Below are 23,778 nucleotides of genomic sequence, written 5' to 3'. Positions count from 1 at the left end.
CGGAACCCTCTCCGCTTGGGAAGTTCGGATTAGAGAAGAACTTGTAATTAGTGATTCTCCTTAAAAACTCTGATTCTTCTTTTGTTTTCAATATTGAATCTTTATCTTTAACCATTGGCGGGCGCGGATAGGATTGGCGCGCGGCGGCGGATCACCCGGCCAGCCGCCTCATCTCATCCACAGCCACGCCAAGTTCCGAAGACAGACTCCCCGGCATGATGCGTGCGAAAGCCGTGGCCAGATTTTGGTAATACCACAGCGTACCTTCCTTGCCGCCGGTGAACCGTGAGAACATTTCCTCGCCAAGGGTGCGTAAATCGGTAACGATGGCGCGGGCGTTGTAGAGCTTGTCTGCACATGACACGAGCCAAACATCCGGCCCGGCTTCTTCAAGGTGCGCGATGTAGGCTTCCTTGCGCGCACGCCAGGGCGGCTTTGGAAGTGTCTCTGCGTCGGTGCAGCCGCGCACGATGGTGGCCACACGCAGACCGTATTTTGCCTTGATGACAGGCTCCTGCTCGATGCCCTGATCCTCGATAGCGTCATGCAGCAGACCGGCAATCGCCTGATCCTCGTCACCGTTAAACTCCAGCACGAGGCTCGCTACGCCGAGCAGATGCGCGATGTAAGGTGTGTCGCTGCCCTTGCGGCGTTGCTCCGCATGAAGCCTCAAGGCGAATGCCGCCGCATCGATCAGCCGGACCCAACAGCCTGACTCAATATCCATTTTTTCGTCTCCCCGATTTTCGTTAGCATTCGGCCCAAGGGCCTTCCTTCCCACAGTATATTGAATCCGTACCAAAATCGACTAGGCTCCTCCCTATGGAGGCTTCGGGCAATTTCAGCTTTCTAGCGACGGCGGATGAGCGCCTTGCCCGGCTTGGGGCATTGGCCGAGCGGTATTTTTTCGATGACGCGCCCGGGGCGCTAATCAAGCTCCGGCAGATGGGTGAGTTCATCGCCAAGGACATTGCCGCGCGCCATGGGCTGCTGCCCGCCACCGGCGCCAGCTTTGATGACACGCTGCGCGCCCTCCGCACCCGGTCAGTGCTGCCCCGCCAGGTGGCGGATTTGTTCTTTCACCTGAAGCAACTGGGCAACGCGGCGGCCCATGAGGATACCGGAACCCAGGGCCAGGCACTGCAAGCCCTGAAAATCGCACGGCTCGCGGCGGTGTGGTTTCACCAGACCTACAACAATACCCCCAACTTCAAGCCCGGCCCGTTCATCCCGCCCGCGCCGCCGCTGGATGCTTCCGCCGCACTCCGGGAGGAGGTGGAGAAGCTGCGTGCCGAGGTCCAGGCCAGCACCGACCGCGAGGCAAAGGCCCGGCTGGCGGCGGAAGAAGCGCGGGAAGCCCACCTCAACGCCATGGCGGAAACCCACGCCGCGCAGGAGGACCGCACCTTCTGGGAGCAATACGCCACGGAGACGGAAGCCGGGCTGAAGCAGGCCGAAGCCGCCCTTAAGGCCGCCCAGGCTGCGGCCCAGGCTACCCCCGCGCCGCAACTCGCCCTATTCACCCAGCTTGGCCAGCAGCAGGCGGACAAGATTGAGCTGGATGAGGCCACCACCCGCATCCTCATTGATGACCAACTCCGCGCGGCGGGCTGGACGGTGGACACCGCCTTGTTCCGCCACGCCAACGGCACGCGCCCCGCACCCGGCCAGGCCATCGCCATCGCGGAATGGCCCACCGCCAGCGGCCCGGTGGATTATGCCCTGTTCATCGAAGGCCGCTGTGTCGGTGTCATCGAGGCCAAACGGGGCATCACGGATGTCCCGGACGTCTCGGCCAGGCCAAACGCTATGCGCGGGACATCACCCTCACCCCGGACGAGACGCTGCCCGCCAGCCCTTGGACCCATGACACGGAGCGGTTCCGCGTCCCCTTCACCTTCGCCACGAATGGCCGCCCTTATGTGAAGCAGTTGGAGACCAAATCCGGCATCTGGTTCTGGGATGCCCGGCCCGGTGGTGGCCCGCCGCGCGCCCTGGTGGAATGGTTCTCCCCCCGAGACCTTACCGAGCGCCTAGAGCAGACCCGAACCAACCCGGCGGCGGAGGCTGACCGCGAGCTTGGCATCCAGGGCCTACGCCCCTACCAGAACGAGGCCATCGCCGCTGTTGAGGCCGCCGTGGCGCGCGGGCAGACCAGCATTTTGCTCGCCATGGCTACCGGCACCGGCAAGACGCGCCTCGCCATCGCGCTGATGTATGAATTGCTCCGGCGCAAGCAGTTCCGCCGTATCCTCTTCCTGGTGGATCGCAACGCGCTGGGCCGCCAGACGCTGGATGCGATGAGCACCACCGAGGCATCCGGCTTCCTCAAATTCGACCAGATATTCCCCATAGCGGACCTGGACAGGAAATTCCCCGAGGCGACCGACCGTGTGCAGGTGGCAACGGTGCAGGCCATGACCCGCCGCGCCTTCGATGACCCCACCGTGCAGCGCCCCACCCCGGCACCTATGATCTCATCATCGTGGATGAGGCGCATCGCGGTTACACGCTGGATGCCGAGTTGCGGGAGGATGATCTCGGCTTCCGTAATCTGGAAGACTACCTTTCCGCCTATAAGCGCGTGCTGGAATATTTTGACGCGACTCGAATTGCCCTCACCGCCACCCCGGCACTCCACACACGCGAGATTTTCGGAAACCCGGTCTATCGCTACAGCTATCGCCAGGCGGTTATCGACGGCTACCTGATCGACCACCGCCCGCCCCGGCGCATCACGACCGCGCTGAGCCAAACCGGCATCACCTTTAATAAAGACGAGGAGGTGAGCATCATCGACCCGCGCACCGGGCAGGTGGACCTGTTCAACCTCCCCGATGAGGTTGGCTTCGAGGTCGCGGAGTTCAACAAGAAGGTTTACACGGAGCCTTTCAACCGTGCCGTGGCCGAGGCCATTGCCCTGGAATGCCCGCCTACCGAGCGCGGTAAAACCCTGATTTTTGCCGCCCGGAATGACCATGCGGATACTCTGGTGAAAGCACTTGAATACGCCCTGGAGCAGGAATACGGCCCGCAGCCCCACGACCTTGTGGAAAAAATCACGGGCACGGTGGACAAGCCCCTGGACCGGATCAAAGCCTTCAAGAACGACCCGCGCCCCAAATACGTCGTCACCGTGGACCTGCTCACCACCGGCATCGACGTTCCCGCCATCACCAACCTCGTTTTCGTGCGCCGGGTGAACAGCCGCATCCTCTATGACCAGATGATTGGCCGCGCCACCCGCCGCTGCGACGAAATCGGCAAGGAATATTTCCGCATTTTTGATGCGGTTGACATCTACACCAATCTTCAAGACTTCACGGACATGCGCCCCGTGGTGGCGGACCCGGGGCTTACCTTTACCACCCTGCTGGCGGACCTCGAACGCGCGCCCTCCGAGGAAGACCGCGCCTTCGTGCGCGATCAGATCGTGGTGAAGCTGCGCCTGAAACTCCGCCGCCTGGAGGGCGCGCGGCGGGAGGCGCTGGAAACTGTTCTGGGCAATCTGGATGAGCTGCCCGACCGGTTGAAAGATGCCGCCCCGGCGGAAACCCTCGCCTTCTTCGGCCAGCACCCCACTCTGGCCGCGACGTTGGATGCCGTGCGCCCGGAGGGGCGGGGCAATGGTGTGTTCATCTCCGAGCATGAGGATGAGTTGCTCTCCGTGGAGGATGATTACGGCGCCACAGCCAGCCCGGCGGATTATATCGACGCTTTCGAGCATTTCATTCGTGACAATATGAACACCACCCCCGCGCTCATCGCCGCCACGCAGCGCCCGCGTGAGCTTACCCGCGAGGCGCTGAAATCCCTCGCCCGGCTGCTGGATGAGAATGGTTTTTCCGAAGCCGCTCTGCGCCAGGCCTATGGCCGCGCCCGCAATGCGGATATTGCCGCGCATATTATCGGCTTCGTGCGCCAGGCCGCCATTGGCGATCCGCTGGTGCCTTACGCCACCCGTGTGGATAACGGCGTGCGGCGCATCCTCGCCAGCCGGGACTGGACACAAAAACAGCGCCAGTGGCTCAACCGTATCGGGAAAGCCTTGAAATCCCAGCCGGTAGGCGACCCGGAATTGTTCAACGAGGGCGTCTTCCCGCGCGATGGCGGGTTTGCGGTGATCGACCGGGATTTCGGCCATGAGCTTGACGCCGTGCTCAAAGACCTGAACACCGCCATCTGGGATAGCCACGCCGCGTAACCTGGAGAGCCTATGAATCCGTCACCTGAGCTTGTGAACCGTCTCTGGCGCCTGTGCGCCCTGCTCCGCAAGGACGGCGTGACCTACCAGCAATATGTGACCGAGCTGACCTATCTGCTCTTCCTGAAAATGGCCGCCGAGAAGACGGACGCCCAGGGTAAGAAAATCGAGCTGAGCATTCCGGCCAAATACCGCTGGGGCGCGCTGAAGGCGGCTGCGGAGACGGAGGTGCTGCAAACCTACCGTCAGCTTCTCACCGCACTTGGCAACCCGGCCGAGACCAAAAACGGCGCGGTTGTCGCCATATTCCAGAACGCTTCCACCATCGTCCGCGAGCCTGCCAATCTCCGCAAGCTGATTGACGCCATCGACGCGCTGCACTGGTTCACTGAGGAGCGTGATGCCTTCGGTGACACCTATGAGGGCCTGTTGCAGAAAATGGCCGAGGAGACCAAGCGCGGCGCCGGGCAGTATTTTACCCCACGCGTGCTGATTGACGTGATGGTGAGGCTGACCCAGCCGCAGCCGGGCGAGATCATCCAAGACCCTGCCGCCGGGACGGGCGGGTTTATCATCGCCGCTGACCGTTTTATGCGCGAGCAAAGCGATGATTATTTCGACCTCTCGCGCAAGGAGCAGGATTTCCAGTTCAAATCCGCCCTGCGCGGGGTGGAGAATGTGCCGGACACGTTCCGCCTGCTGCTGATGAATTTGCATTTGCATTCCATCGAGCCGGAGAATTTCGAGCTGGCGGATACGCTCTCCCCCGCCGGTGCCGCGCCAAAATTCAAGGCCGCGCACCTCATCCTCACCAACCCGCCCTTTGGCCCTGCGGGCGGGCCGCCGACGCGGGATGATTTTACCATCACCGACCGCGTTTCTTCCTATCAGCTTCCTTTCGTGGAGCATTGCATCCGCGCCTTAGCACCCGGCGGGCGCGCCGCCATTGTGGTGCCGGATAATGTGCTGTTCGATGACGGGCGCGGCAAGCAACTGCGCCAGATGCTGATGAACCGCTGCGACCTGCATACCATCTTGCGCCTGCCCACCGGCATTTTCTACGCCCAGGGGGTGAAAACCAATGTGCTGTTCTTCACCCGCTCAACCGATGACGCGCCGGTGAAGGATGCCACCAAGGCGGTGTGGATCTACGACCTCCGCGCCAACGCCCCTTCCTACGGCAAGACCAACCCGCTCCGGGCGGAGGATTTTGACGCTTTTTGCGCCGCCTATGGCAAAGACCCGAACGGCAAGGCCAAGCGCCGGGATGAAGGCGAGACCGGCCGCTTCCGCCGTTTTACGCGCGAGGAGATTCTTACGCGCGGCGATAATCTGGATATTTCCTGGCTCAAGGATTCGAGCGCGGATGCCGAAGAGGGATTGTCCGACCCGGCGGATATTTGCGCCGCGATTGAAGGGCACCTCTCTACCGCATTGGAGGAAATCCGCGCGCTGATGGAGGAGTTTTCTGCCGATGCCGTGGAGGACGTGGCGGCGGAGGTCGTGGAATGACGCTGTCGAGGGGTGGCTAGACACGCGCCTCAGTGAGTGCGTCGAAGCCATTCAATATGGACTGACATGCACCTCCAACGCCGATGGCTCTGGACATCGTTACATCAGAATTACGGACATTCAGGACAATAAAATCCAATGGGATAACGTACCCTTTGCAAATGAAGATGCGAGCAAGGCTGAAGCCTATGAGGTTTCAAAGGACGACATCTTATTTGCACGAACTGGTGCAACGGTTGGCAAATCATTCCTTCTCCCTGAACTTCCCTATCGTGCTGCCTTTGCGTCGTACCTCATCAAAGTAAGGTGTAACAAGGAAATCCTATTGCCTGGGTTCGCGGCGTGGTTTTTTCGTTCACCAGTATATTGGGATCAAATACTGGAGGGCGCGAAGGGCACTGGACAGCCGAATTTCAACGGCTCAAAATTAGGCGCCTTATCACTTCCCCTTCCTCCTTTCGCAGAGCAGCGGCGCATCGTCAAAAAACTGGACGCGCTGACCGTCCGCATCACCCGCGCCCGTGCGGAATTGGAGCGGGTGCCGCTCCTCGCAGAACGTTTGAGGATAGAGACACTTCGAGCAGTTTTCCGGCTTGATGACTTCCGTTCCGATGGGGCTAAGCCATGGGATGCAAAGCGCATTGACCAGATCGGCACCGTTCAGCTTGGCCGCCAGAGATCACCCAGGGACCATCAAGGCCCTAATATGCGTCCATATCTACGTGCGGCAAATATCACCTGGAATGGCGTGGATTTAACGGACGTAAAGGAAATGAATTTTAGCCCTTCAGAGTTTGAGACATACAAACTTGAAGCGGGTGATGTCCTACTCAATGAGGGTTCGGGGAGCGCAAAGGAGGTTGGGAAGCCCGCCGTATGGAATGGTGAGATAAAAGACATATGCTTTCAAAACACGATTTTGCGTATCCGCCCCCACAGTTACAATCCGAAGCTGCTTCAGTATTGCCTGCTCTACATAGCGCTAACAGGTAAATTCATTAAGAATACGCAGGGCGTGAACATCATTCATATCGGCAAGGCTGGTCTCGCCAGCTTTGTAATTCCCGTCCCTCCCGCGAATGTTCAAGAAACGCTACTTGAGGAAATAGAGTTGGCCTTCGCCCGCACCAACCGCTTAGAAGCCGAAGCCGCGCGGGCCAAAACCCTGTTGGACAGGCTGGAATCCGCCATCCTGGCGCAAGCCTTCAAGGGCGAGCTTGTGCCGCAAGACCCAGAAGACGAACCGGCGGAAACCCTCCTCGCCCGCATCCGCGCCACCCGCGCTGCCGCACCCGCCAAACGTAAACGCCGGGTGAAGGAGGAGGCGTGACCAAATGCAATCCCCGATTGGGGCGACTTGAAGGATCGCACCTATGGAACCTGATGAACAACCCAGCGCCCAGACAGCCTTAGGAACCCAGGAACAGAAGCCACCGATTCACGCGGATGATCCTCGGCTGAAACATATCGCCGAGGAATTGATGCAAGCAAAGGCCGCACAGGCGCGCAGCTTAACCCTCGAAGACACCTATATCCAATACGTTACATTTGCGAATGCCGGAGGTATTGCAGCGTGCCTTGGCATAGCAGATGTTCTGGCAGGCAAAACGGGCGCACCCCTCGCGGCGGAATTACCCGCGACCATCGGGCCGATGGCCTTATTCTTCATCGGCCTTATAGCCAGCGGCGTCACACTCTCCCTGCGTTCGAAGCAAGCCTTGCACGAGGCAGAAGAAACTGCCCGCCGCGCGAACCATCTCCTTGAAGGCATGGGCCATGGTGTTACCCTCCCGCACGGGGCGTTTTCACCGCTGGAGGTTCGCGTCTTGCCGTACCTCAATAAAGCGGTGAACGCCGCCGGATTGGTTGCACAATTCGCTTTCCTATTTGGAGGAATATGGGGCCTTCATCACATCTGGACATTGCGGTAGGGGGCGGGTTTCTCGTATTCAAAGCCATTGCTCGATGTCCGCAAAATGAGGACATAAAAAGCCTCGCCATGTCCGCATATTCAGGACATGAAGCATTCAACATATTCCATAAAAGGAATGGTAATGCGTCAGAGTCTCACGCGCCCGATGGGATTCAGCCGTGAGACTGAGCATGTGAGACTCACGGATACAGTCTCAGAAGATTGTAGAGCATAAGCCAAAAGATCGTAAAATTTTTTTTTTGGAGATATTTTTCTCTCCCCGCTTGGACGGGTGTAAACAGAATTATTTGCGCCCGTGCAGCGAAGACATAATGCTGCCCGAACGCCCCCGTTTTATGAACCGGACTGCGGTTCGATCTCCATAGTATCGCCGACGGACGCGGAATTGTCGTTCACACCGCGCTTGGGCAGTTCCGCCGTGGAGCGGACCTTCTTCGAGAGGCGCCCCCGCGCCCATTCGAGCGCGTCGTCCCAATCATACAGCACCGTCGCACCCCATTTCGTGAAAGGCGGCCCGTCGCCACGGCAGGCAAATACGGCCAGGGTTGAGGGTTTGATAGGATATCCCTTCTCCGTCAGCGATTCCGCCAACACCTTGCGTTTGAGAAGGCGGGGATGATCCGGCGCGGGAGAAGGCATAAGGCTCGCTCCTGTAATAAAAAGGGAAGCGAGTATAAACATATAAAGGCAGCTAAAAGAAATACCTCGAAATCCTATTGAGTACGATTTTTCAAAGAAAAACGCTTCGGATTTCCTATTCGGCCTTCACGCGACAATTTCCGCACTTGGAAAGGGGATGATGTTACCTTCCTCAGCCATCGGCACCAACCCCATACGCCGGGCGATCTCCAGTGCCACTTCATCCGCAGCCGCAAGCAGCACATCATCCGCGTGGTGAGTGTACCGACCAGTTACGGAGTGCTGCTTATGCCCCACGAGCGCGCCGATGGTCGATTCCGTGCGCCCCATATCCGCCGCAACAGAGATGAAGGAATGCCGGAGGACGTGCGGTGTCACGCTCTTATCCAGCCCGGCCTTGTCCACGGCGCACTGGAAAAAGGAACGGAAACCACTCATTACCCCGCCGCCGCGCGTGGGCGGGAAGAAAAGCTCATCGGCTTTACCTTTACTCTGGGCACGCAATATGTCCGCAGCCACTCTGGCCAGGGGCGAGCGCTGGCATCCGTTTTCGTGTCGATAATCGCCAGACGGCCATCCTGGTGCATATCACCACGGCGCAGATTGACGGCCTCACCGGAACGCCAGCCCGTGAAGGCCAGGAATTTTATTGCCGCCAGGGCAGGGGGCCACATCTCATTGCTCAACACCACCAGGGCCGCCCCAAGTGCGGCGTACTCCTCATCCGAGAGGCGGCGTTTCTTCTTATTATCTGCATAGCGTGTTACCCGCGCACCGGGTTGTCCGCTCGCATCCCCTCCTTCACCGCATACTCGAAAATGGCCCCAAGCAAGCCGACAGTGCGCGAGGCCGCACCCTTCCCGCCACGGATGTTATGCAGGACGCGGGGTTTATCCCCCTTCTCGCGCTTGGCCGTCTTCCCCGCCGCGACCTCGCGCAAGAACTTTTGAACATCCTTGCTGGTGACGCCCTGCACCTTTTCCTTGCCCAGCAGTGGCTTAATATGCGCCTCAATCCGGCTCCTATCCGTGGCGATGGTTGAGGCCTTCTTGGCCTTGCCGCCGCGCTTCAGAACGTCGCCCTTCTCTGCCGCCGTCAGGTACTCATTGCAGAGGTCTGCCACCGTAGGCGCTGCCCGCCGCGCGCGTTTTTCCGCCGCCACGTCGCGCTTGTTTACATGCACCTCAGCCAGAAGAGCCATTGCACGCTTCCGGGCTTCATCAAGGGTCCACGGATCACCAAAGCGGCCTATGGTCATCTTGCGGCGAACGCCGTCCGCATTGCGGTATTGAAGGAAAAAGACCGGAGCGCCCGCCCCCTGCCGACGTACCCCGAACCCAGTGGCCGAGGTGCAGAAAATCATGCCTCCAACGGGCAACGCCTCTATATCTGCCTTGGTCAGCCTGTTCCTGGTTTTCATCTGGGCTACCTCTTCAGGGTCAAATCGTAGGTTCCAGGCAGGTTCCATATAGGTTCCAGACGCCGTTAAACCGCGTTAAAGTCGATATAACGAAATACAAGAATAATATAAGTAAAATCAATCAAATAGGAAATACAAAAAGAACACTAAAACCCCCCAAAACCTCCACTCTTGCCCTCAGAAGGCAAAGGTCGCGCGTTCGAATCGCGCCGGGTCCGCCAATTTTCTCTATCATTTCAAGGACTTTCTGAGTCCATAGGTGTTCAGCCTCAGTGCCTCGCGGGCGTTGCAACCGCATTGCAACCGATCGGCCATGAATTACTCCGAGACTCGCGGGACACCGACAGGCCTATCGCTGCGTTGGGCCTGGGGCCGTTATCAACACGAATGCTCCCAGGCTTGCCGCGCCATTCGATGATCCGGTTCAGGCTGCGGATTACACGCTCAGCCGGCAACGAGAAATCAACTTCTATGCCTAAACCTTCACGATTGAAGTCGTCGAGCACGTTCAACAGCCGGAATGCGCGGCCATCCTCCAAGCGATCCGCCATGAAATCCATCGACCATGAGACGTTCGGCGCCTCAGGCACAGCCAATGCATCAGGCTTGTCCCGGTGCAGCCGTTTGCGAGGCTTGATCCGCAGGTTCAGCTCCAGCTCCCGGTAGATGCGATAGACGCGTTTATGGTTCCATGGCCGGCCCTGCACATTGCGTAAATACAAAAAGCACAGGTCAAAACCCCAATTGCGCTTGGCATTCGTTAACCCCACGAGCAGATCAGCGATCTCCTCGTTCTCGCCAACCAGTTTTGGCGCATAGCGATAACAGGTCTCGCTCACGCCAAACGTCCGGCAGGCCAGCGCGATGCTCACCCCCCGCCTCGCCACCGCCACCTCGGCCATCTCGCGGCGTTTAGATGGCCGCGCTATTTTTTTCCCAAAGCCTCCTTGAGCAGCTCATTCTGCATGCTCAATTCCGCAAACATCTTCTTCAAACGCCGGTTCTCGTCCTCAATCGCCTTCATCTGCGACACCATCGAGGCAGCCATCCCGCCATATTTGGCACGCCATTTGTAAAAGGAGGCATCGCTCATCCCAAGTTCGCGGCACAGTTCCGAAACCGGAACACCGCCCTCCGCCTGGCGCAAAATCGCAAGGATCTGGGGCTCGCTATATCTCGACGTCTTCATGAAAATCTCCTCGTGTAATCTGCCGAGAAAATTCTACTTATCAAGCCCCTTAATTTCAGGGGGATTACCCGCTGGCGCATCGAGAGCGATTACCATGGCCTCAAGCAGGAACTCGGTCTTGGCCATTATGAAGGCCGAGGCTGGCGCGGATTCCATCATCACGCCACACTCTGCATTGCAGCCTACGGATTCCTGATCTCCGAGAGGGAGGCGACTTCCCCTCGGGACCAAATAATACCCCTCGCGTCGAAAAACATTCCATTCCCCAAAATTATCGATCTCGCGGATCTTCCAATCCGGCCTGAGCGCCACATCAAAAACTCAATCACTTCCGTCCGTATCGCCATCGGCCGCGCTATCGCCCGCACCCTGCCACGTTGCCTATGCCGCCGACAAAGTTTCAAATATCGAAGTTTATGACAGAGTAAGATTGCATTCCCTGATTATGTTGCAGAGCCGCGGTGAAATGCACATTCACCGCGGCCATCAACGATGGCTGATCTCGCCGTGGCGCGCGTCAAATCGGGCGGCGAGGTTGCGCGGTTCTGATAATTTCAGACGAAGGAATGATCGCGCATCGACATGGCCAATGTCAGCTCCGAGGTCTTCAGATGGCTTCGCATCGCTTCCAGGGCGGCAGCCTCGTCCCTCTGTTCCAACGCCCGGATGATGCGCAGATGCTCGTTGATCGCGGCGAGATTGCGGCTCTTTTCATCACGCTTATCCCACTGAAAATGGTAATGGAAAATCAGCGCGATGACTTTCTGGAAGGATGCGACAAAACGGTTGCGTACGACACCGCCGATGGCGGTATGAAATTTCTCATCCAGCAGGGAGAAGTCATGGAAACGCGTCCTGATCTCGCGCTTAAGCGAGAGATGCTCAGCCTTCAGCCCGCGCAGCGCCGTCCAGATGGAATGAGTTGAGGGTAGTTCGAGCAATTTGGCAATTGCGTTCAACTCCAGCATGGTGCGGAATTCCGATAGCTCCAGCGCATATTCCAAAGTAAAACCCACCATCTCCCAGCCGCCCTTCTCGCGCCGCCTGACCAGCCCAAACTGGCTGAGCGAGGCGAGGAATTCCTGCAGCCCATGCGCGGTGACGTGAAATTTGCGTGCCAACTCGGCGCTGTTGATCGGTGCGCCAGGAGGAATGTCGAAACGCAAAATCCAATTGAGGAATTGCCGCTCGAGGTCGCTGGCGACGATCTGGTCCGCCTGGACCGCCAGACGGTCGGCAGCCGAGGGGACGCGGCGCAGTATCTTCTGTCGTCCGGACCAATCGATTAGTCCTTCCGCGTCAAGCCGGGCCAGAACGGAGCGGATGACGGTCCGGCTGACGCCGTATCGGTCCGACAAAGCGAGTTCGGAGGGGAGCTTGCTCCCGGCGGGCAATGTCGCGGCAAAGTCAAGTACGGCGTTAAATGTAATTCTGAACCGTTCATCCGACCGCGCCATATCAACTCCCGTCTTGCTATCAAGCGCTTTATTAGACTTCGTTTTTTAAAGCGCCAAGAATTAAAACATTTGACAGCATCCCATCTCCATCAATAAAGGTATTTAATAATAGAACACAGAACGGAGGAATTGATGTTCGCTCTTATGGCCGGGAAGCCAGTGGCGCATTTGCGTTCAAGGCTCTCGGGCGAGGCGTTCCACAAGCTGTCCGCCATCTGCACTTTAGCCGCACTGATTATTATCTTCTCCTTAGGAAATGCCGCCTTCTTCTCGGTCGGGAATGGCATGACGCTGTTGCTGGAAACCTCACAGCTGGGGCTTCTCAGCATCGGCATGACAATGGTCATCATCACTGGTGGCATCGACCTGAGTGTCGGCTCGGTGCTGGCTTTGTCCGGTACCGTCGCGGGACTGGCGGTGAAGGCTGGCGTGCCGGTACTGCCGGGCATGCTGGTGGGTGTTGCCGTTGGTGCTCTGTGCGGTGTCTGCAATGGCATCGTCATCACCAAGATGCGGATCACGCCTTTTGTCGCCACACTTGGCATGATGTTGATCGCGCGCGGGCTGGCGCTGCAACTGACTGGCGCCGCACCGGTTTCCGGGCTGAGCAGCGCGTTCGGCGTTCTTGGTAACGGGGCTTTGTTCCGCATTCTGGGACGTGGCGCAAACGGCCTGCCGCGTCTGATTTTTCCCGGAATACCCTATCCCGCGCTGCTGTTGCTCGCTGTTGCACTCCTCGGGGCTTATATCTTGCGCCGGCGTTCGCTTGGCCGGCATATTTTCGCCGTGGGCTCCAGCGAAGAAGCGGCGCGGCTCTCAGGGGTGGAAGTCGACCGGACCAAGATCATTACCTACGCGATCTCGGGCGCGTTGGCGGGGGTGGCTGGCATCGTGCTGATGTCGCGCCTCGTTACCGCGCAGCCGAATGAGGGTGTTGCGGCGGAGCTAGACGCGATCGCCGCAGCCGTCATTGGCGGTGCTTCCCTGATGGGAGGCGTGGGCGGCATTTCCGGCACCATGATCGGCGCCTTCATCATCGGCATCTTACGCAACGGGCTGAACATGGCGGGCATATCCTCCTTTATTCAGCAGATCATCATCGGCTTCGTGGTGATCATGGCGGTCTATATCGACCAGCTTAGAAGTCGCAACGCAGGTTAGGAAAGTATCTTTAAAAACAGTAAAAATGGAGGGGATATGAAAAAATCATTAAAGGCGCTCATGCTGGGATGCGCACTCGGTGCCTTACCCGCGCTCGCGATGGCACAGGAGATTGCGGTCATCGTCAAGACGACCAATTCAAATTACTGGCAGAATGTACGCAAGGGAGCGGAAGCTGCCATAGCCGGACAGTCGAAATACAAAATGACCTTTGAAGGCCCAGCTTCGGAGTCTGCCGTGGCCGACGAGGTGAACATGGTTGATGCAGCAATCAACCGGAAGGTGGCGGGCATTATCCTGGCGCCGTCTGATCCGAGCGCACTCGTGCCGGCGGTCAAGCAGGCCTATGATTCCGGTATTCCGGTGGTGATTATTGATTCCGAGCTGAGCAAAGCCGCGGCTGGCGATTATCAGTCTTTTTTCTCCACGGATAATTGTGCCGCCGGAAAAATGGCAGCGCAAGAGATGATCAGCCTGGCCGGCAAGCAGGGTAAGATCGCGGTGATGTCTTATGTCCCCGGTGTTGGTTCTGAGATCGGCCGGGTAGGGTGTTTTGAAAAATATATAAAGGCCAACTCGAGCCTCAGTATTGTTGGTCCTTATTATTCGCAGTCGCAGATGGCGACGGCACTGAACCAGACCACCGATGTACTCGCCGCCAACCCGGATCTGAAAGGTATTTTCGGCGCCAACGAGCCGACGGTGGTGGGCATGGCGCGGGCGATCAAGCAGGCCGGCAAGAGCGGGCAAATCGTGGCGATCGGTTTTGATGGCAATGAGGACGAGCAGAACTTCATCAAGGATGGCACGCTTGATGCCATCTTCGTGCAAGGTTCTTATCAGATGGGAGAAAAGGGTATGAAGGCAATCATGGACCTGCTTGCGGGAAAAAAAGTACCTTCATATGTCGATACCGGCGTGGTCAAGGTTACCAAGGCGAACATCGATTCACCCGAGGCTAAAAGCGTTCTATACTGAGGCTTCTAGGACGGATGGCGGCATGTGCCACCATCCGATATTTTGCTTTAGCTAAACAAGGTTGAAGGCGATGACGCCCATAGTGGAAATGATCGACATCGAAAAGCATTTCGGAGGCGTGCGCGCCGTCAACAATGTCTCGCTCGATTTGTATCCCGGTGAGGTTGTTGGTGTGCTCGGGCATAATGGCGCGGGCAAATCCTGCCTGATGAAAATCCTATCAGGTGCGATGAAGCCAAGTGGCGGCAGCATACGCATTGGAGGGAAGGAGGTGGAGATTCATTCTCCCCAAGATGCACGCCATTACAGAATCGAGACGATCTATCAAACGCTGGCGCTGGCAAATCATCTTGATACCCGGCTAATCTGTTTCTTGGGAGGGAACTAAAGACGCGCTGGGGTAACCTCGACGACAAGCGGATGCTGAATGAGGCGAAAAAAATTCTGGCGCGGCTGAACCCCAATTTCCAGAATCTGCGCGACCCGGTGGTCAGGCTTTCAGGCGGGCAGCGCCAAGTGATCGCGATTGCCCGGGCGATCTATTTCGACGTTAAAATTCTGATCATGGATGAGCCCACAGCAGCGCTCGGCCCCTCGGAAACAGCGATGGTCGCCACACTCATCCAGCAACTGCGCCAGGAGGGGATCGGTATTCTCCTGGTCAGCCACGACATGCATGACGTGTTCAATCTCTGTGACAGAGTGGTGGTGATGAATCGCGGTTGCAACGCTGGAACCTATAAGATCGAGCATGTGAACAAGGACGACGTGCTGAGCCTGATCATCAAAGGGTCCCTGCCGGATAGCTGGGAGCCGCGCCACCTGCAAAAAATGCAGTAAATAATCTGAAGATCGGCGCGCTTACATGGTCGCGCCGATCTGCCAGGGTACGAACTCCACCAGACCAAATCCAAGATTTTCACTTTTTGTTTTTTGACCGGAAGCTATCGAGAGCAGCATCTGGTAGATCTCCGCCCCTTTTTGCTCCAATGGCACGCCATCGATGATGTCGCCGCAATTTATGTCGATATCCTCGGACATGCGCGCCCATAAATCGTTGTTTGTGCTGAGCTTGATGCCTGGTACTGGCTTGTAGCCAGATACCGAGCCGCGCCCGGTGGTAAACAAGATCAGGTTAGCCCCAGAAGCAACCTGCCCGGTTACAGAGCAAGGATCATAGCCCGGACTGTCCATGAACACGAAGCCCTTCGTGGTGATAGGTTCCGCATAACGATACACGCCGCTCAGGGGGGCACTGCCCGCCTTGGCCACTGCGCCGAGGGACTTTTCCAAAATTGTCGTCAGCCCGCCGCGCTTATTGCCGGGCGACGGATTATTATCCATCTCGCCACCATTGCGCGCGCAATAATCCGACCACCAGGCCAGCCGGCTCTTCAGTGCCTCGGCAATGTCCGGCGAGGTGGCGCGGTTCAGCAGCAGATGTTCAGCACCGTAAATCTCTGGTGTCTCCGAAAGAATGGAGGTGCCCCCCTGTGCGACCAAAAGGTCTGAGGCAATGCCCAGCGCGGGGTTGGCGGTGATACCCGAAAGCCCGTCCGAGCCGCCGCATTGCAGGCCAATCGTCAGATGAGCGGCGGAGACGGGTTGCCGCCTCGCCGTATTCGCCAGACCAGCGAGTTCACGCAGAATGGGGCGCGCGGCCTCGATCGTTGCTCTGGTGCCGCCGCTCTGCTGAATGGTTAGGAATCGGAAGGAGGTCGGGTCACGCAGGTTCGGCATATCCGTCAGCGCCGATAGTTGCATCACCTCGCAGCCGAGCCCCACCAGCAGAATGGCGCCGAAATTGGGATGGCGCAGATATCCGGCCAGGGTACGCAGCAGCATGTCGTAACCCTCACCCCGCCCGGCCATACCGCAACCGGTATTATGGGTGATCGGCACGATGCCGTCGATATGGGTGAATTCGTCAAGCAGGCCGCAGCCGCGCGCATCTTCTGCGATGAATCGGGCGACCGAGCCGGAGCAATTGACCGTGGTCATGACGCCAACATAATTGCGCGTTCCCACGCGGCCATCAGGGCGGACATAGCCGTTGAAGGTGTCAGTGCCGGCGTGCGCGATGGCGGGCGGGGAGGGGGGCTGGCCAGCCTGATTGCGGTCCTGCGCCATGCCGAGATTATGCGTGTGGACATGCGAACCAACGGGGATATCTGCCGTGGCGCTGCCGATGATCTGCCCATATTTGATCACGACTTCGCCCTGCTTGATGGGGTCCAGGGCGATCTTGTGGCCGCGTGGCACGGGTTGAGTGGCCAGTTCTTCTCCGAGCCGCAAGTCTGCCAAGGCGATGCCGATATTATCCCGCGGATGCAGGCGTAGAATTTTCTCCTTGCGCGCGCTCATGGGTATACGATCGCCTTGATCAAGTCTTCGCGGTCCTTGGCTAATAGCGGTAGCCGCGCGGCAAGCTCGTTGATATGCAATTCCTCCGAGAGTAATGCAGAGGTATCGATCTGTCCGGCACGGATAGCCGCTATGACGCGCATGAAATCCTCCTTCAGCGCATTGCGGCTGCCGATAAGCCGCGCTTCGCGCTTGTGAAACTCAGGGTCGTTAAAACTGATCCGGTCCTTGACGACGCTGATCAGCACATAAGTGCCGCCATGCGCCAAGAACGCGAAGCCTGCCTCGATGGCTTGCGCATTGCCAGTAGCATCGAAGATTACGTCGAACCCATCCGCGCGCTCTCCTTGGAGGAGATGGGTGGCCCCATGATGCAGATGCGTAAAGCCGAATGTCTCGCCTACCTTTTGCAGCCTCTTGGCGCTGATATCGAGCAGATGCACGTCGGCCCCGGCAAGCCGGGCAAACAAGGCGGCGCCAAGCCCGATAGGTCCTGCGCCGGTGATCAACGTCCGGCTGCCGAAAATATCCCCGGCGCGGGCGACCGCATGCGCGCCAATGGCCAGAAACTCCACCATCGCCGCCTGGGTCTCGGTGAGGCCATCGGCTGGATAGAGATTGCCTTGCGGTACGGCGATTCGCGCGCACAGCCCGCCATCGCGGTGAACGCCGAGAACCTCGATCCGTGTGCAGCAATTTGGTTTGTTGTTGCGGCAGGCGCGGCACTCGCCGCAGGCGAGATACGGGTTGACCACCACCAGCGTGCCCTTGGCCATGCCGCCACACCCCTCCACGAGCCTCCCGCTCAACTCGTGGCCGATCACGCGCGGATATTCCAGATAAGGATGCTTCCCCTCGAAGATATGATAATCCGTGCCGCACACGCCCATTGCCGCGATATCCACGAGCGCCCAGCCCGCGGGCGCCGATAGCGGGAGTGGCGAGGGCCATAATTCAAATCGGTGCGGCTCGACGCAGACGCCGCGCTGCATGAGGAAGGTCTTGTCGTTCATTACGTGTTTCCCGTGTCGCGCCAGCCCATGCGGACCGGCGAGGGCGTGGCTTTACCAGCCGCCTGTGTCATATATTGTATGATATAATTAAAATCATTTTTGTCGTCACTTCGCCCCGATGTCAATTGCATTTTATGCCCGCCATCGCCGTGCGCAGGCGCGGCTGCGCGATGTTGGTTTGCAATGACGCCGCCCAATCTAGAAACGCGCCGATTCGGCGTTGCAGTTTTTCGGTGTGATGAGTGGCTATATCCGAGAGCCGGTGGGCCAGAAACGGGTTGGCAAAGCGCTCCAGCGTCGCGGCTGCGTAGGGTTCAGCCTCTTCACGGTAGCCAGCGGCGGCGAACACCGGTAGTACCTCGCGCGCATAAAGGTCAGCTATATCCGCGCGCAAAACCTCATTCTCCATCACGTCACGCACGGTTTCCTCTGTGCCGCCGCCGCGGGCCAGCCAGCCGGCCGCCATGTAGCTATGGCCGAGATTAAGGATATGCAGCTTGAGCTTCTCGATCCGTGCAAGGCTGTCCACCAGCTGGATCGCTGGGTGGGTGCAGGGCAGGATCAACCCGTCACATTCTTCGATTGCCCATAATGCGTAGGGCTCAGCAACCGCACCGGCTGGCTCCAGCGGCGCGGAGACGATTCTGTCCACCAGGGAGTTCACGAACAAAACCTCCGACGCCACCCATGCCGCGAAGGATGCTGAAAGACGTTCGGCTCGTGCCAGTACATGTTCGCGCAGGCGCTCGCCGTTCCGGGTGATCAGCTCGGTTGGCATTATCTGCAGCCGCTGACCGCCGGCCTGGAAGCGGGCATTGAGCAAATGCGTTAATTTGGCGGGGTAAGACATGGCTTGATGAAACCCGGGCGCATCGTCCTCCGGTTTCGGCACCCAACCGGAATCGCCTGTATTTGAAAGGATGATCTGCGCCTCCTGCGCCGCAATGGCGCAGATTTCCGGCCACTGCGTACGCGTGTCCAATGCCCGGGTGATCGCGTTCACGTGGGTTTCGTGCGAAACCTGAGCGCCGTTCCGCACCCCTTGAATCCGCACAACATACCCGTTGGCGAGCGCCGACAACCGCTCTGCGCGGTCGGGGTTGCCGCTGGATTGCACGACGCTGACCGGCCCAAGCGCCTGCCCGTGGGCCAACGCCTCCGATATAAACAAATCCGCGTGGGCCTGCAGAAACCGGCTGGTGCCGAATTGCAGAATAGGCGTGATTGACATAGACGCAACAGCCTCATAATGTACATAATCATAATATACATAATTGCAGCGGTTGCAATTCGGGAGAGATGGCGGGCATGACGCGCCGCTTTGGTGAGTTTGATGAAGCGGCGCGGAGGACGATGCAGCTTCTTTGCGTGGGCGAGGCGATGGCTGAACTCCGTCAGGATGCAGCGGATTTCGCCGTTGGTTTCGCCGGAGACAGTTTCAACACTGCGATCTATTGCAGCCGTGTGCTTAATGCGCCCAGGGCGGTGGGTTATCTTACGCGAATAGGCAAAGACCCGCTCTCCGACGGATTTTTTCGGCTCGCCCAAGCAGAAGGGTTGAATTGCGAGACCATTGGCCGCGACCCTGAGCGCAATATCGGCATCTATGCGGTGCAGACCGATCCTGCCGGGGAGAGATCATTTTATTATTGGCGGGCGGACTCGGCGGCGCGCAGGCTGTTTCAGGCAGAAGCTGAATTTGAACCGCTAGGCCAGTGCAAAATCCTTTATTTCTCAGCCATCAGCCTGGCGATTATGTCCGAGCCGGTACGCGGGCGCTTTCTCAGCCATGTGGCCAGACTGCGCCACACGCATGGGATCAAGGTCGCCTTTGATTCCAATTACCGGCCGCTTTTATGGGCGGATTTGAAGACGGCGCAAGCGGCCATCGACCAGGCATGGCATCTGACGGACATCGCGCTGCCTTCTATTGATGACGAAATGGCATTGTTCGGCGATGTCGATGAGGACGCGATTTTGGCTCGGCTGCGGCGTTGCGGTTGCCGGCAAGGCGCACTGAAACGCGCCGCAGCTGGGCCGTTTGCCGTGGAAGACGTAGCCATTGCGCTGCCGCGTTTCGCCCCGGCCGGACAGGTGTTGGATTCCACGGCGGCAGGGGATAGTTTCAACGGCGCTTATCTGGCCGGTGTAATTTTGGGCGCGGATGCGAGCACCTGCCTTTCCTGGGGCCATGAATTGGCGAGGCAGGTGGTGGCAAAACGGGGTGCCATCGTCGATGTGTCGCTGGAAGGCTTTGTACCGTCTGGCGCCGCGGTGGGCGGATAGGTTGGGATCCGTGTCTCTGGAGGTTACCGTGGAAAGAGCGAAGCGTATCGACTCGCATCAGCATTTCTGGCGCTACAATCCGCAGGAGCTGCCATGGATCGAGCGTGGTATGAGCGTTTTGCAGCGGGATTTCCTGCCATCCGAATTGGAGACTTTACGGCGCGGGGCGGAGATTGATGCGAGCGTCGCGGTGCAGGCGCGCACGCGGCCGGAAGAAACCGATTGGCTACTGGCCTTGGCGAGAGACAATCCGTCTGTCGCGGGCGTGGTTGGCTGGGCGGATTTCACCGCACCGGATTTTTCCATGCGTTTAGAGGGCTGGGCGGAAGACCCGGGCTTTTGCGGCTTACGGCCGGTTTTGCAAGCGATGCCCGATCCAGCCGCGGTCATGGCGGATGCGACCTTCAATGAAGGCATGGAGCGCTTGCAGCGGCAGGGTAAGAGCTTCGATCTTCTGCTGAAATCCCATCAGCTTTCAGGATCAGCCCAATTCTGTGCCAGGCACGATGCGCACTGGATTATTGTCGATCATTGCGCCAAGCCGGCGATCCCGGAAGGGGAGTGGTGGACATGGCATGACAATCTCGCACGGCTGGCGGCCTTACCGCATGTCGTCTGTAAGCTGTCTGGCCTGGTGACGGAGGCTGATTGGAAGAATTGGCGTGGGCAGAATCTGTTGCGTTATGCCCGTGCGGTCATCGAATTATTCGGCCCAGCCCGCGTACTGTTCGGCAGTGACTGGCCTGTTTGCACGTTGGCGGCTGAATATCAGGAGGTCGTTTCGCTTGCGGCGGAAGCAATGGCTGCGTACAGCGCGCCGGAGCGCGCGGCAATGTTCGGCGGCAATGCCGCCAAGGTCTATAATCTAAAGTTGTTATGATGGCCGGGGAATTTGACCATGGATTTGCAGCTCGCGAATAAGGTTTTCATCGTGACCGGAGGGAGTTCCGGCATCGGTGCGGCGATCAGCCAATGTCTTGCGGCAGAGGGCGCTGTACCAGTGATTTTCGACCGCGTCGCACCGCCCGCCGCATTGGTCGCGACGCTGGCGCAATATGGCGCCGAGCAGTTGGAGCTGGATGATGACGCCGCCTGCGCCGCCGCGATTGGCCGTGTGGTGGCGCGCCATGGGAGGCTGGACGGGCTGGTGAATAATGCCGGGGTGAATGACGGCGTTGGATTGGAGGCCGGCGTCGAGGCGTTTGCAGGCTCACTGCGCCGGAATCTGTTGCACGTCTATGGTATGACGCATCATGCCTTGCCACATCTGCGCGCCACGAAAGGCGCGGTGGTGAACATCGCCTCCAAGACAGCGTTGACCGGGCAGGGCCATACCAGCGGCTACACCGCCGCCAAAGGCGGGGTACTGGCGTTGACGCGTGAGTGGGCCGCGGATCTCGCGGCAGATGGCATCCGTGTCAATGCCGTTCTGCCAGCCGAGGTGATGACCCCTCTCTATGAGCGATGGCTGGCGCGCTTTCCCGATCCAGCGGCTAGGCTGGCGCAGATCAATCGGCATATACCGCTCGGCCGGCGGATGACGGTGCCGCAAGAGATCGCGGATACGGTGGTGTTTCTGCTCTCATCGCGCGCCGGGCATACCACTGGCCAATGGCTGAGCGTGGATGGCGGCTATCTGCATCTCGACCGCGCGCTGGATGATCTTCCATGACGACACGCCATTGCCTGGTCCCGGATCTGAAGGATGATCCCGCGTTGATTGCGCGGTACGACGCGCACCACCGGCAGGTATGGCCGGAGGTGCTGGCCCACATACATGAAGCTGGGGTGGAGGACATGACGATCTGGCGTTATGGCGACCGGCTGGTGATGCTGCTGGAAACAGGGCCGGATTTCAGCTTCGCGCACATGGCCGCGATGGAGGTTGACAACCCGCGCGTCCAGGAGTGGGAAAAGCTGATGTGGGCATTCCAGAGGGCATTACCTGACGCGCCCGAAGGCAGCAAATGGCAGGCCGCGGCACGGATTTTTCAACTAAGCAAGGCAATGGAGTTAGATTGACCCAATCATTTACGACGAACAATAATCGCAGAATGATGGTGTCGTAACTTTGATATTCTCGACCACGTGACTGAACCCGAAGCAGGCGCAGCATGACCGTCAAAACGGGACCTCAAGATCTCAGGGTCGCCTTGTCCAACTCATTGATTGATTTTGGTGATTTTCGAAGGTTGGCAATTGTGTGGGCCGGTGCGGCCGCAAGCTCGATCACTCACATGTCTTGCTACCAACCGGCGGGATGATTCCCACAGGCCCGGCTAGAGCATCAAGCTTTTAGCTTGATGCTCTAAGTTTTGTTTTAGCGAGCAATTTCATGTGTTTATCTTGACACTGGCGCATCAACCTAAACACATATTGCTCTAGCAGTTTGCTGAAAAACCCCGAAACTTGGTTTTATTTTTTCTGATTTAGCTTTGGGGCCTGGATTTTGGTTCAAGTGATTGAAGTTTCTTGCCGGTTTCTGGACTTTTTTCGTCCAGCGGACAGACTCGTCCCTTATATTGCCACCATTTTTGGAATGCGTACCAGATTATAGGCGATCAGGTTGAGCATGAAGGTGCCGGCGACCCGCGCAACGCCGCGCAGCTTGGTCTTGCGCATCGTGCCGTGCTGCTTGCCCCAGCCGAATATGCACTCGATCATCGCCCGGCGGGTCTGCGACATCGCATAACCGGGATGGCGCGTGGTGCGTCCGTCAATCGCGCTGCGGCGGTGCCTGCCGGTTTTGGTCTCACCGTTGTTTTGTGTGACATGCGGTGTCACGCCGGCGTCGCGCAGATTGGCGACATGATCGGCGGTATCGTAAGCCTTGTCTTCGCCTACGGTGATCCGCCCGGCGGCCGACTTGGCTTTGGCTTTCAACATCGCTTCCGAGGCTTCACGCTCAGCCGTGCCTGTGGCCTGGGTCACTCGGCCACCCACCGCCAAGCCGTGCCGGTTGTCCATCAGCGCGTGCCCCATATACGAAAGCTTTGCCTCCCGCCCAGCGGCCTTGCGGTACAGCCGGCTTTCCGGGTCGGTGGTGCTGGCATGGGTATCGTTCTTACGCTTCTGACCGTGGAAATCCGAACCATCATCGTCGCTGCCATCCTTCGGCCGGAAGCTCTTCTGCGACGCCCACGCCTCGATCAGCGTGCCGTCCACCGAGAAATGCTCATCCGATAGTAGCGGCGTCACCCGCGGGTGGTTCAGCAGCCGGCTCATGAATTTCTGGAATATATCGCCGTTCTGCAGGCGCTCGCGGTTCTTGCTAAACGTGGTCGGGTTCCAGACCGGATCATCCGGGGATAAGCCCACAAACCAGCGGTACAGGAGATTATAATCCAGTTGCTCCATCAACTGCCGTTCCGAGCGAATCCCGTACAGCACCTGGATCAGCAGCGCGCTCAGCAATTGTTCAGGCGGCACCGAGGGCCGGCCTTCCCTGGAATACAGCCAGGCAAAGCTGCGGCTCATCTCATGCAGAACATCCCGCACCAAAGCACGGATCGCTCGCAACGGATGGGTCGCCGGAACCCGTGTTTCTGGTGAAACATACGAAAACATCCCGCCCTGATCTCGAAAAGAACCCCGCACCCCACGCCTCACAAAACCTGCCAGC

General features: G+C 58.6%; 22 protein-coding genes and 3 pseudogenes. 15 read left to right on the top strand and 10 right to left on the bottom strand.

Annotated features, from left to right (window positions below):
• Positions 1-151: 151 nt before the first annotated feature.
• Entirely contained in the window at positions 152-727 is a 576-nt protein-coding gene (locus GT370_RS09215) for an HD domain-containing protein (protein WP_008492067.1), read from the bottom strand.
• Positions 728-822: 95 nt separating this feature from the next.
• On the opposite strand from GT370_RS09215, the gene GT370_RS09210 reads away from it, so the two are divergent.
• The 6 genes and pseudogenes from GT370_RS09210 to GT370_RS09185 all read left to right on the top strand — a co-directional run bounded on the left by GT370_RS09210 (position 823) and on the right by GT370_RS09185 (position 7,647).
• Positions 823-1,926: a DUF4145 domain-containing protein gene (locus GT370_RS09210; RefSeq protein ID WP_270184262.1), complete on the top strand. Its 1,104-nt coding sequence runs from the start codon at positions 823-825 to the stop codon at positions 1,924-1,926.
• Positions 1,923-2,372, top strand: a pseudogene (locus GT370_RS09205) (DEAD/DEAH box helicase family protein); the annotation flags it as partial. The gene GT370_RS09210 and the pseudogene GT370_RS09205, both read left to right, overlap by 4 nt.
• Before the next feature lie 113 nt (positions 2,373-2,485).
• Positions 2,486-4,204 (top strand): type I restriction-modification system endonuclease, encoded by a 1,719-nt coding sequence (gene hsdR / locus GT370_RS09200; protein ID WP_270184261.1) that lies wholly within the window; start codon positions 2,486-2,488, stop codon positions 4,202-4,204.
• A gap of 12 nt (positions 4,205-4,216) precedes the next feature.
• Positions 4,217-5,716 (top strand): class I SAM-dependent DNA methyltransferase, encoded by a 1,500-nt coding sequence (locus GT370_RS09195; protein WP_008492069.1) that lies wholly within the window; start codon positions 4,217-4,219, stop codon positions 5,714-5,716.
• On the top strand, positions 5,679-7,046 hold the full coding sequence (locus GT370_RS09190) for a restriction endonuclease subunit S (RefSeq protein ID WP_270184260.1): 1,368 nt from the start codon (positions 5,679-5,681) through the stop codon (positions 7,044-7,046). Before GT370_RS09195 ends, GT370_RS09190 begins: the two co-directional genes overlap by 38 nt.
• A gap of 43 nt (positions 7,047-7,089) precedes the next feature.
• Complete coding sequence (locus tag GT370_RS09185) at positions 7,090-7,647, top strand: hypothetical protein (protein ID WP_008492071.1); 558 nt, start codon at positions 7,090-7,092, stop codon at positions 7,645-7,647.
• A gap of 335 nt (positions 7,648-7,982) precedes the next feature.
• On the opposite strand, the gene GT370_RS09180 is transcribed toward GT370_RS09185, so the two are convergent.
• The 4 genes and pseudogenes from GT370_RS09180 to GT370_RS09165 all read right to left on the bottom strand — a co-directional run.
• Positions 7,983-8,288: a hypothetical protein gene (locus GT370_RS09180; RefSeq protein WP_008492072.1), complete on the bottom strand. Its 306-nt coding sequence runs from the start codon at positions 8,286-8,288 to the stop codon at positions 7,983-7,985.
• A 126-nt stretch (positions 8,289-8,414) separates the two neighbouring features.
• Complete coding sequence (locus GT370_RS09175; protein ID WP_270184259.1) at positions 8,415-8,807, bottom strand: tyrosine-type recombinase/integrase; 393 nt, start codon at positions 8,805-8,807, stop codon at positions 8,415-8,417.
• 244 nt (positions 8,808-9,051) lie between these two features.
• The gene (locus GT370_RS09170; protein ID WP_270184258.1) at positions 9,052-9,756 is read right to left on the bottom strand and encodes an integrase arm-type DNA-binding domain-containing protein; all 705 of its coding nucleotides are present in this window, start codon (positions 9,754-9,756) and stop codon (positions 9,052-9,054) included.
• A 320-nt stretch (positions 9,757-10,076) separates the two neighbouring features.
• Positions 10,077-10,897: pseudogene (locus GT370_RS09165) on the bottom strand (IS3 family transposase); the annotation flags it as partial.
• Positions 10,898-10,966: 69 nt separating this feature from the next.
• Here GT370_RS09165 and GT370_RS09160 point away from each other — a divergent pair.
• Positions 10,967-11,202 (top strand): annotated as a pseudogene (locus tag GT370_RS09160) (IS701 family transposase); the annotation flags it as partial.
• A gap of 249 nt (positions 11,203-11,451) precedes the next feature.
• Here GT370_RS09160 and GT370_RS09155 read toward each other — a convergent pair.
• Positions 11,452-12,354, bottom strand: coding sequence for a GntR family transcriptional regulator (locus tag GT370_RS09155; protein WP_039884632.1), 903 nt, complete (start codon positions 12,352-12,354; stop codon positions 11,452-11,454).
• A gap of 132 nt (positions 12,355-12,486) precedes the next feature.
• Between GT370_RS09155 and GT370_RS09150 the strand changes: the two genes are divergently transcribed.
• From GT370_RS09150 to GT370_RS09135, 4 genes are all read left to right on the top strand, one after another.
• Entirely contained in the window at positions 12,487-13,515 is a 1,029-nt protein-coding gene (locus GT370_RS09150; RefSeq protein WP_144052596.1) for an ABC transporter permease, read from the top strand.
• A 36-nt stretch (positions 13,516-13,551) separates the two neighbouring features.
• Entirely contained in the window at positions 13,552-14,493 is a 942-nt protein-coding gene (locus GT370_RS09145; protein WP_008492078.1) for an ABC transporter substrate-binding protein, read from the top strand.
• 88 nt (positions 14,494-14,581) lie between these two features.
• On the top strand, positions 14,582-14,881 hold the full coding sequence (locus GT370_RS09140) for an ATP-binding cassette domain-containing protein (protein WP_270184373.1): 300 nt from the start codon (positions 14,582-14,584) through the stop codon (positions 14,879-14,881).
• 32 nt (positions 14,882-14,913) lie between these two features.
• Positions 14,914-15,333 carry an ATP-binding cassette domain-containing protein gene (locus GT370_RS09135; protein WP_270184257.1) on the top strand — a complete coding sequence of 140 codons (420 nt, stop codon included), beginning with the start codon at positions 14,914-14,916 and terminating at the stop codon, positions 15,331-15,333.
• Between the two features lie 21 nt (positions 15,334-15,354).
• Here the strand turns inward: GT370_RS09135 and GT370_RS09130 are convergent, their stop codons facing one another.
• From GT370_RS09130 to GT370_RS09120, 3 genes are all read right to left on the bottom strand, one after another.
• Positions 15,355-16,857 (bottom strand): UxaA family hydrolase, encoded by a 1,503-nt coding sequence (locus GT370_RS09130; RefSeq protein ID WP_008492080.1) that lies wholly within the window; start codon positions 16,855-16,857, stop codon positions 15,355-15,357.
• On the bottom strand, positions 16,854-17,870 hold the full coding sequence (locus GT370_RS09125) for a zinc-binding alcohol dehydrogenase family protein (protein ID WP_008492081.1): 1,017 nt from the start codon (positions 17,868-17,870) through the stop codon (positions 16,854-16,856). Before GT370_RS09125 ends, GT370_RS09130 begins: the two co-directional genes overlap by 4 nt.
• A 121-nt stretch (positions 17,871-17,991) precedes the next feature.
• Complete coding sequence (locus GT370_RS09120; RefSeq protein ID WP_008492082.1) at positions 17,992-19,101, bottom strand: D-mannonate oxidoreductase; 1,110 nt, start codon at positions 19,099-19,101, stop codon at positions 17,992-17,994.
• Between the two features lie 68 nt (positions 19,102-19,169).
• On the opposite strand from GT370_RS09120, the gene GT370_RS09115 reads away from it, so the two are divergent.
• From GT370_RS09115 to GT370_RS09100, 4 genes are read left to right on the top strand one after another with little or no spacing between them, the layout of a single operon-like run.
• Positions 19,170-20,156: a sugar kinase gene (locus GT370_RS09115; protein WP_270184256.1), complete on the top strand. Its 987-nt coding sequence runs from the start codon at positions 19,170-19,172 to the stop codon at positions 20,154-20,156.
• A 28-nt stretch (positions 20,157-20,184) separates the two neighbouring features.
• Positions 20,185-21,036, top strand: a complete 852-nt coding sequence (locus tag GT370_RS09110; RefSeq protein WP_051060237.1) for an amidohydrolase family protein — start codon at positions 20,185-20,187, stop codon at positions 21,034-21,036.
• 18 nt (positions 21,037-21,054) lie between these two features.
• The gene (locus GT370_RS09105; protein ID WP_008492087.1) at positions 21,055-21,828 is read left to right on the top strand and encodes an SDR family oxidoreductase; all 774 of its coding nucleotides are present in this window, start codon (positions 21,055-21,057) and stop codon (positions 21,826-21,828) included.
• Complete coding sequence (locus GT370_RS09100) at positions 21,825-22,178, top strand: L-rhamnose mutarotase (RefSeq protein ID WP_008492088.1); 354 nt, start codon at positions 21,825-21,827, stop codon at positions 22,176-22,178. The genes GT370_RS09105 and GT370_RS09100 overlap by 4 nt, the downstream gene beginning before the upstream one ends.
• Positions 22,179-22,673: 495 nt before the next feature.
• Here the strand turns inward: GT370_RS09100 and GT370_RS09095 are convergent, their stop codons facing one another.
• Positions 22,674-23,753 carry an IS5 family transposase gene (locus GT370_RS09095; RefSeq protein ID WP_083878918.1) on the bottom strand — a complete coding sequence of 360 codons (1,080 nt, stop codon included), beginning with the start codon at positions 23,751-23,753 and terminating at the stop codon, positions 22,674-22,676.
• Positions 23,754-23,778 lie beyond the last annotated feature (25 nt).

The organism is Acidocella sp. MX-AZ03 (assembly GCF_027626035.1).
Classification (GTDB): domain Bacteria; phylum Pseudomonadota; class Alphaproteobacteria; order Acetobacterales; family Acetobacteraceae; genus Acidocella; species Acidocella facilis.
Note: the sequence above shows the minus strand (reverse complement) of the source record. Positions and strands in the feature narration are given on the sequence as shown.

Coding starts and splice junctions, on each gene's coding strand:
- GT370_RS09105 (WP_008492087.1), top strand. CDS start 21,055: ATGGATTTGCAGCTCGCGAATAAGGTTTTCATCGTGACCGGAGGGAGT.
- GT370_RS09195 (WP_008492069.1), top strand. CDS start 4,217: ATGAATCCGTCACCTGAGCTTGTGAACCGTCTCTGGCGCCTGTGCGCC.
- GT370_RS09155 (WP_039884632.1), bottom strand. CDS start 12,354: ATGGCGCGGTCGGATGAACGGTTCAGAATTACATTTAACGCCGTACTT.
- GT370_RS09180 (WP_008492072.1), bottom strand. CDS start 8,288: ATGCCTTCTCCCGCGCCGGATCATCCCCGCCTTCTCAAACGCAAGGTG.
- GT370_RS09210 (WP_270184262.1), top strand. CDS start 823: ATGGAGGCTTCGGGCAATTTCAGCTTTCTAGCGACGGCGGATGAGCGC.
- GT370_RS09145 (WP_008492078.1), top strand. CDS start 13,552: ATGAAAAAATCATTAAAGGCGCTCATGCTGGGATGCGCACTCGGTGCC.
- GT370_RS09170 (WP_270184258.1), bottom strand. CDS start 9,756: ATGGAACCTGCCTGGAACCTACGATTTGACCCTGAAGAGGTAGCCCAG.
- GT370_RS09215 (WP_008492067.1), bottom strand. CDS start 727: ATGGATATTGAGTCAGGCTGTTGGGTCCGGCTGATCGATGCGGCGGCA.
- GT370_RS09135 (WP_270184257.1), top strand. CDS start 14,914: ATGCTGAATGAGGCGAAAAAAATTCTGGCGCGGCTGAACCCCAATTTC.
- GT370_RS09100 (WP_008492088.1), top strand. CDS start 21,825: ATGACGACACGCCATTGCCTGGTCCCGGATCTGAAGGATGATCCCGCG.
- GT370_RS09190 (WP_270184260.1), top strand. CDS start 5,679: ATGCCGTGGAGGACGTGGCGGCGGAGGTCGTGGAATGACGCTGTCGAG.
- GT370_RS09185 (WP_008492071.1), top strand. CDS start 7,090: ATGGAACCTGATGAACAACCCAGCGCCCAGACAGCCTTAGGAACCCAG.
- GT370_RS09140 (WP_270184373.1), top strand. CDS start 14,582: ATGATCGACATCGAAAAGCATTTCGGAGGCGTGCGCGCCGTCAACAAT.
- GT370_RS09125 (WP_008492081.1), bottom strand. CDS start 17,870: ATGAACGACAAGACCTTCCTCATGCAGCGCGGCGTCTGCGTCGAGCCG.
- GT370_RS09120 (WP_008492082.1), bottom strand. CDS start 19,101: ATGTCAATCACGCCTATTCTGCAATTCGGCACCAGCCGGTTTCTGCAG.
- GT370_RS09115 (WP_270184256.1), top strand. CDS start 19,170: ATGGCGGGCATGACGCGCCGCTTTGGTGAGTTTGATGAAGCGGCGCGG.
- GT370_RS09150 (WP_144052596.1), top strand. CDS start 12,487: ATGTTCGCTCTTATGGCCGGGAAGCCAGTGGCGCATTTGCGTTCAAGG.
- GT370_RS09130 (WP_008492080.1), bottom strand. CDS start 16,857: ATGAGCGCGCGCAAGGAGAAAATTCTACGCCTGCATCCGCGGGATAAT.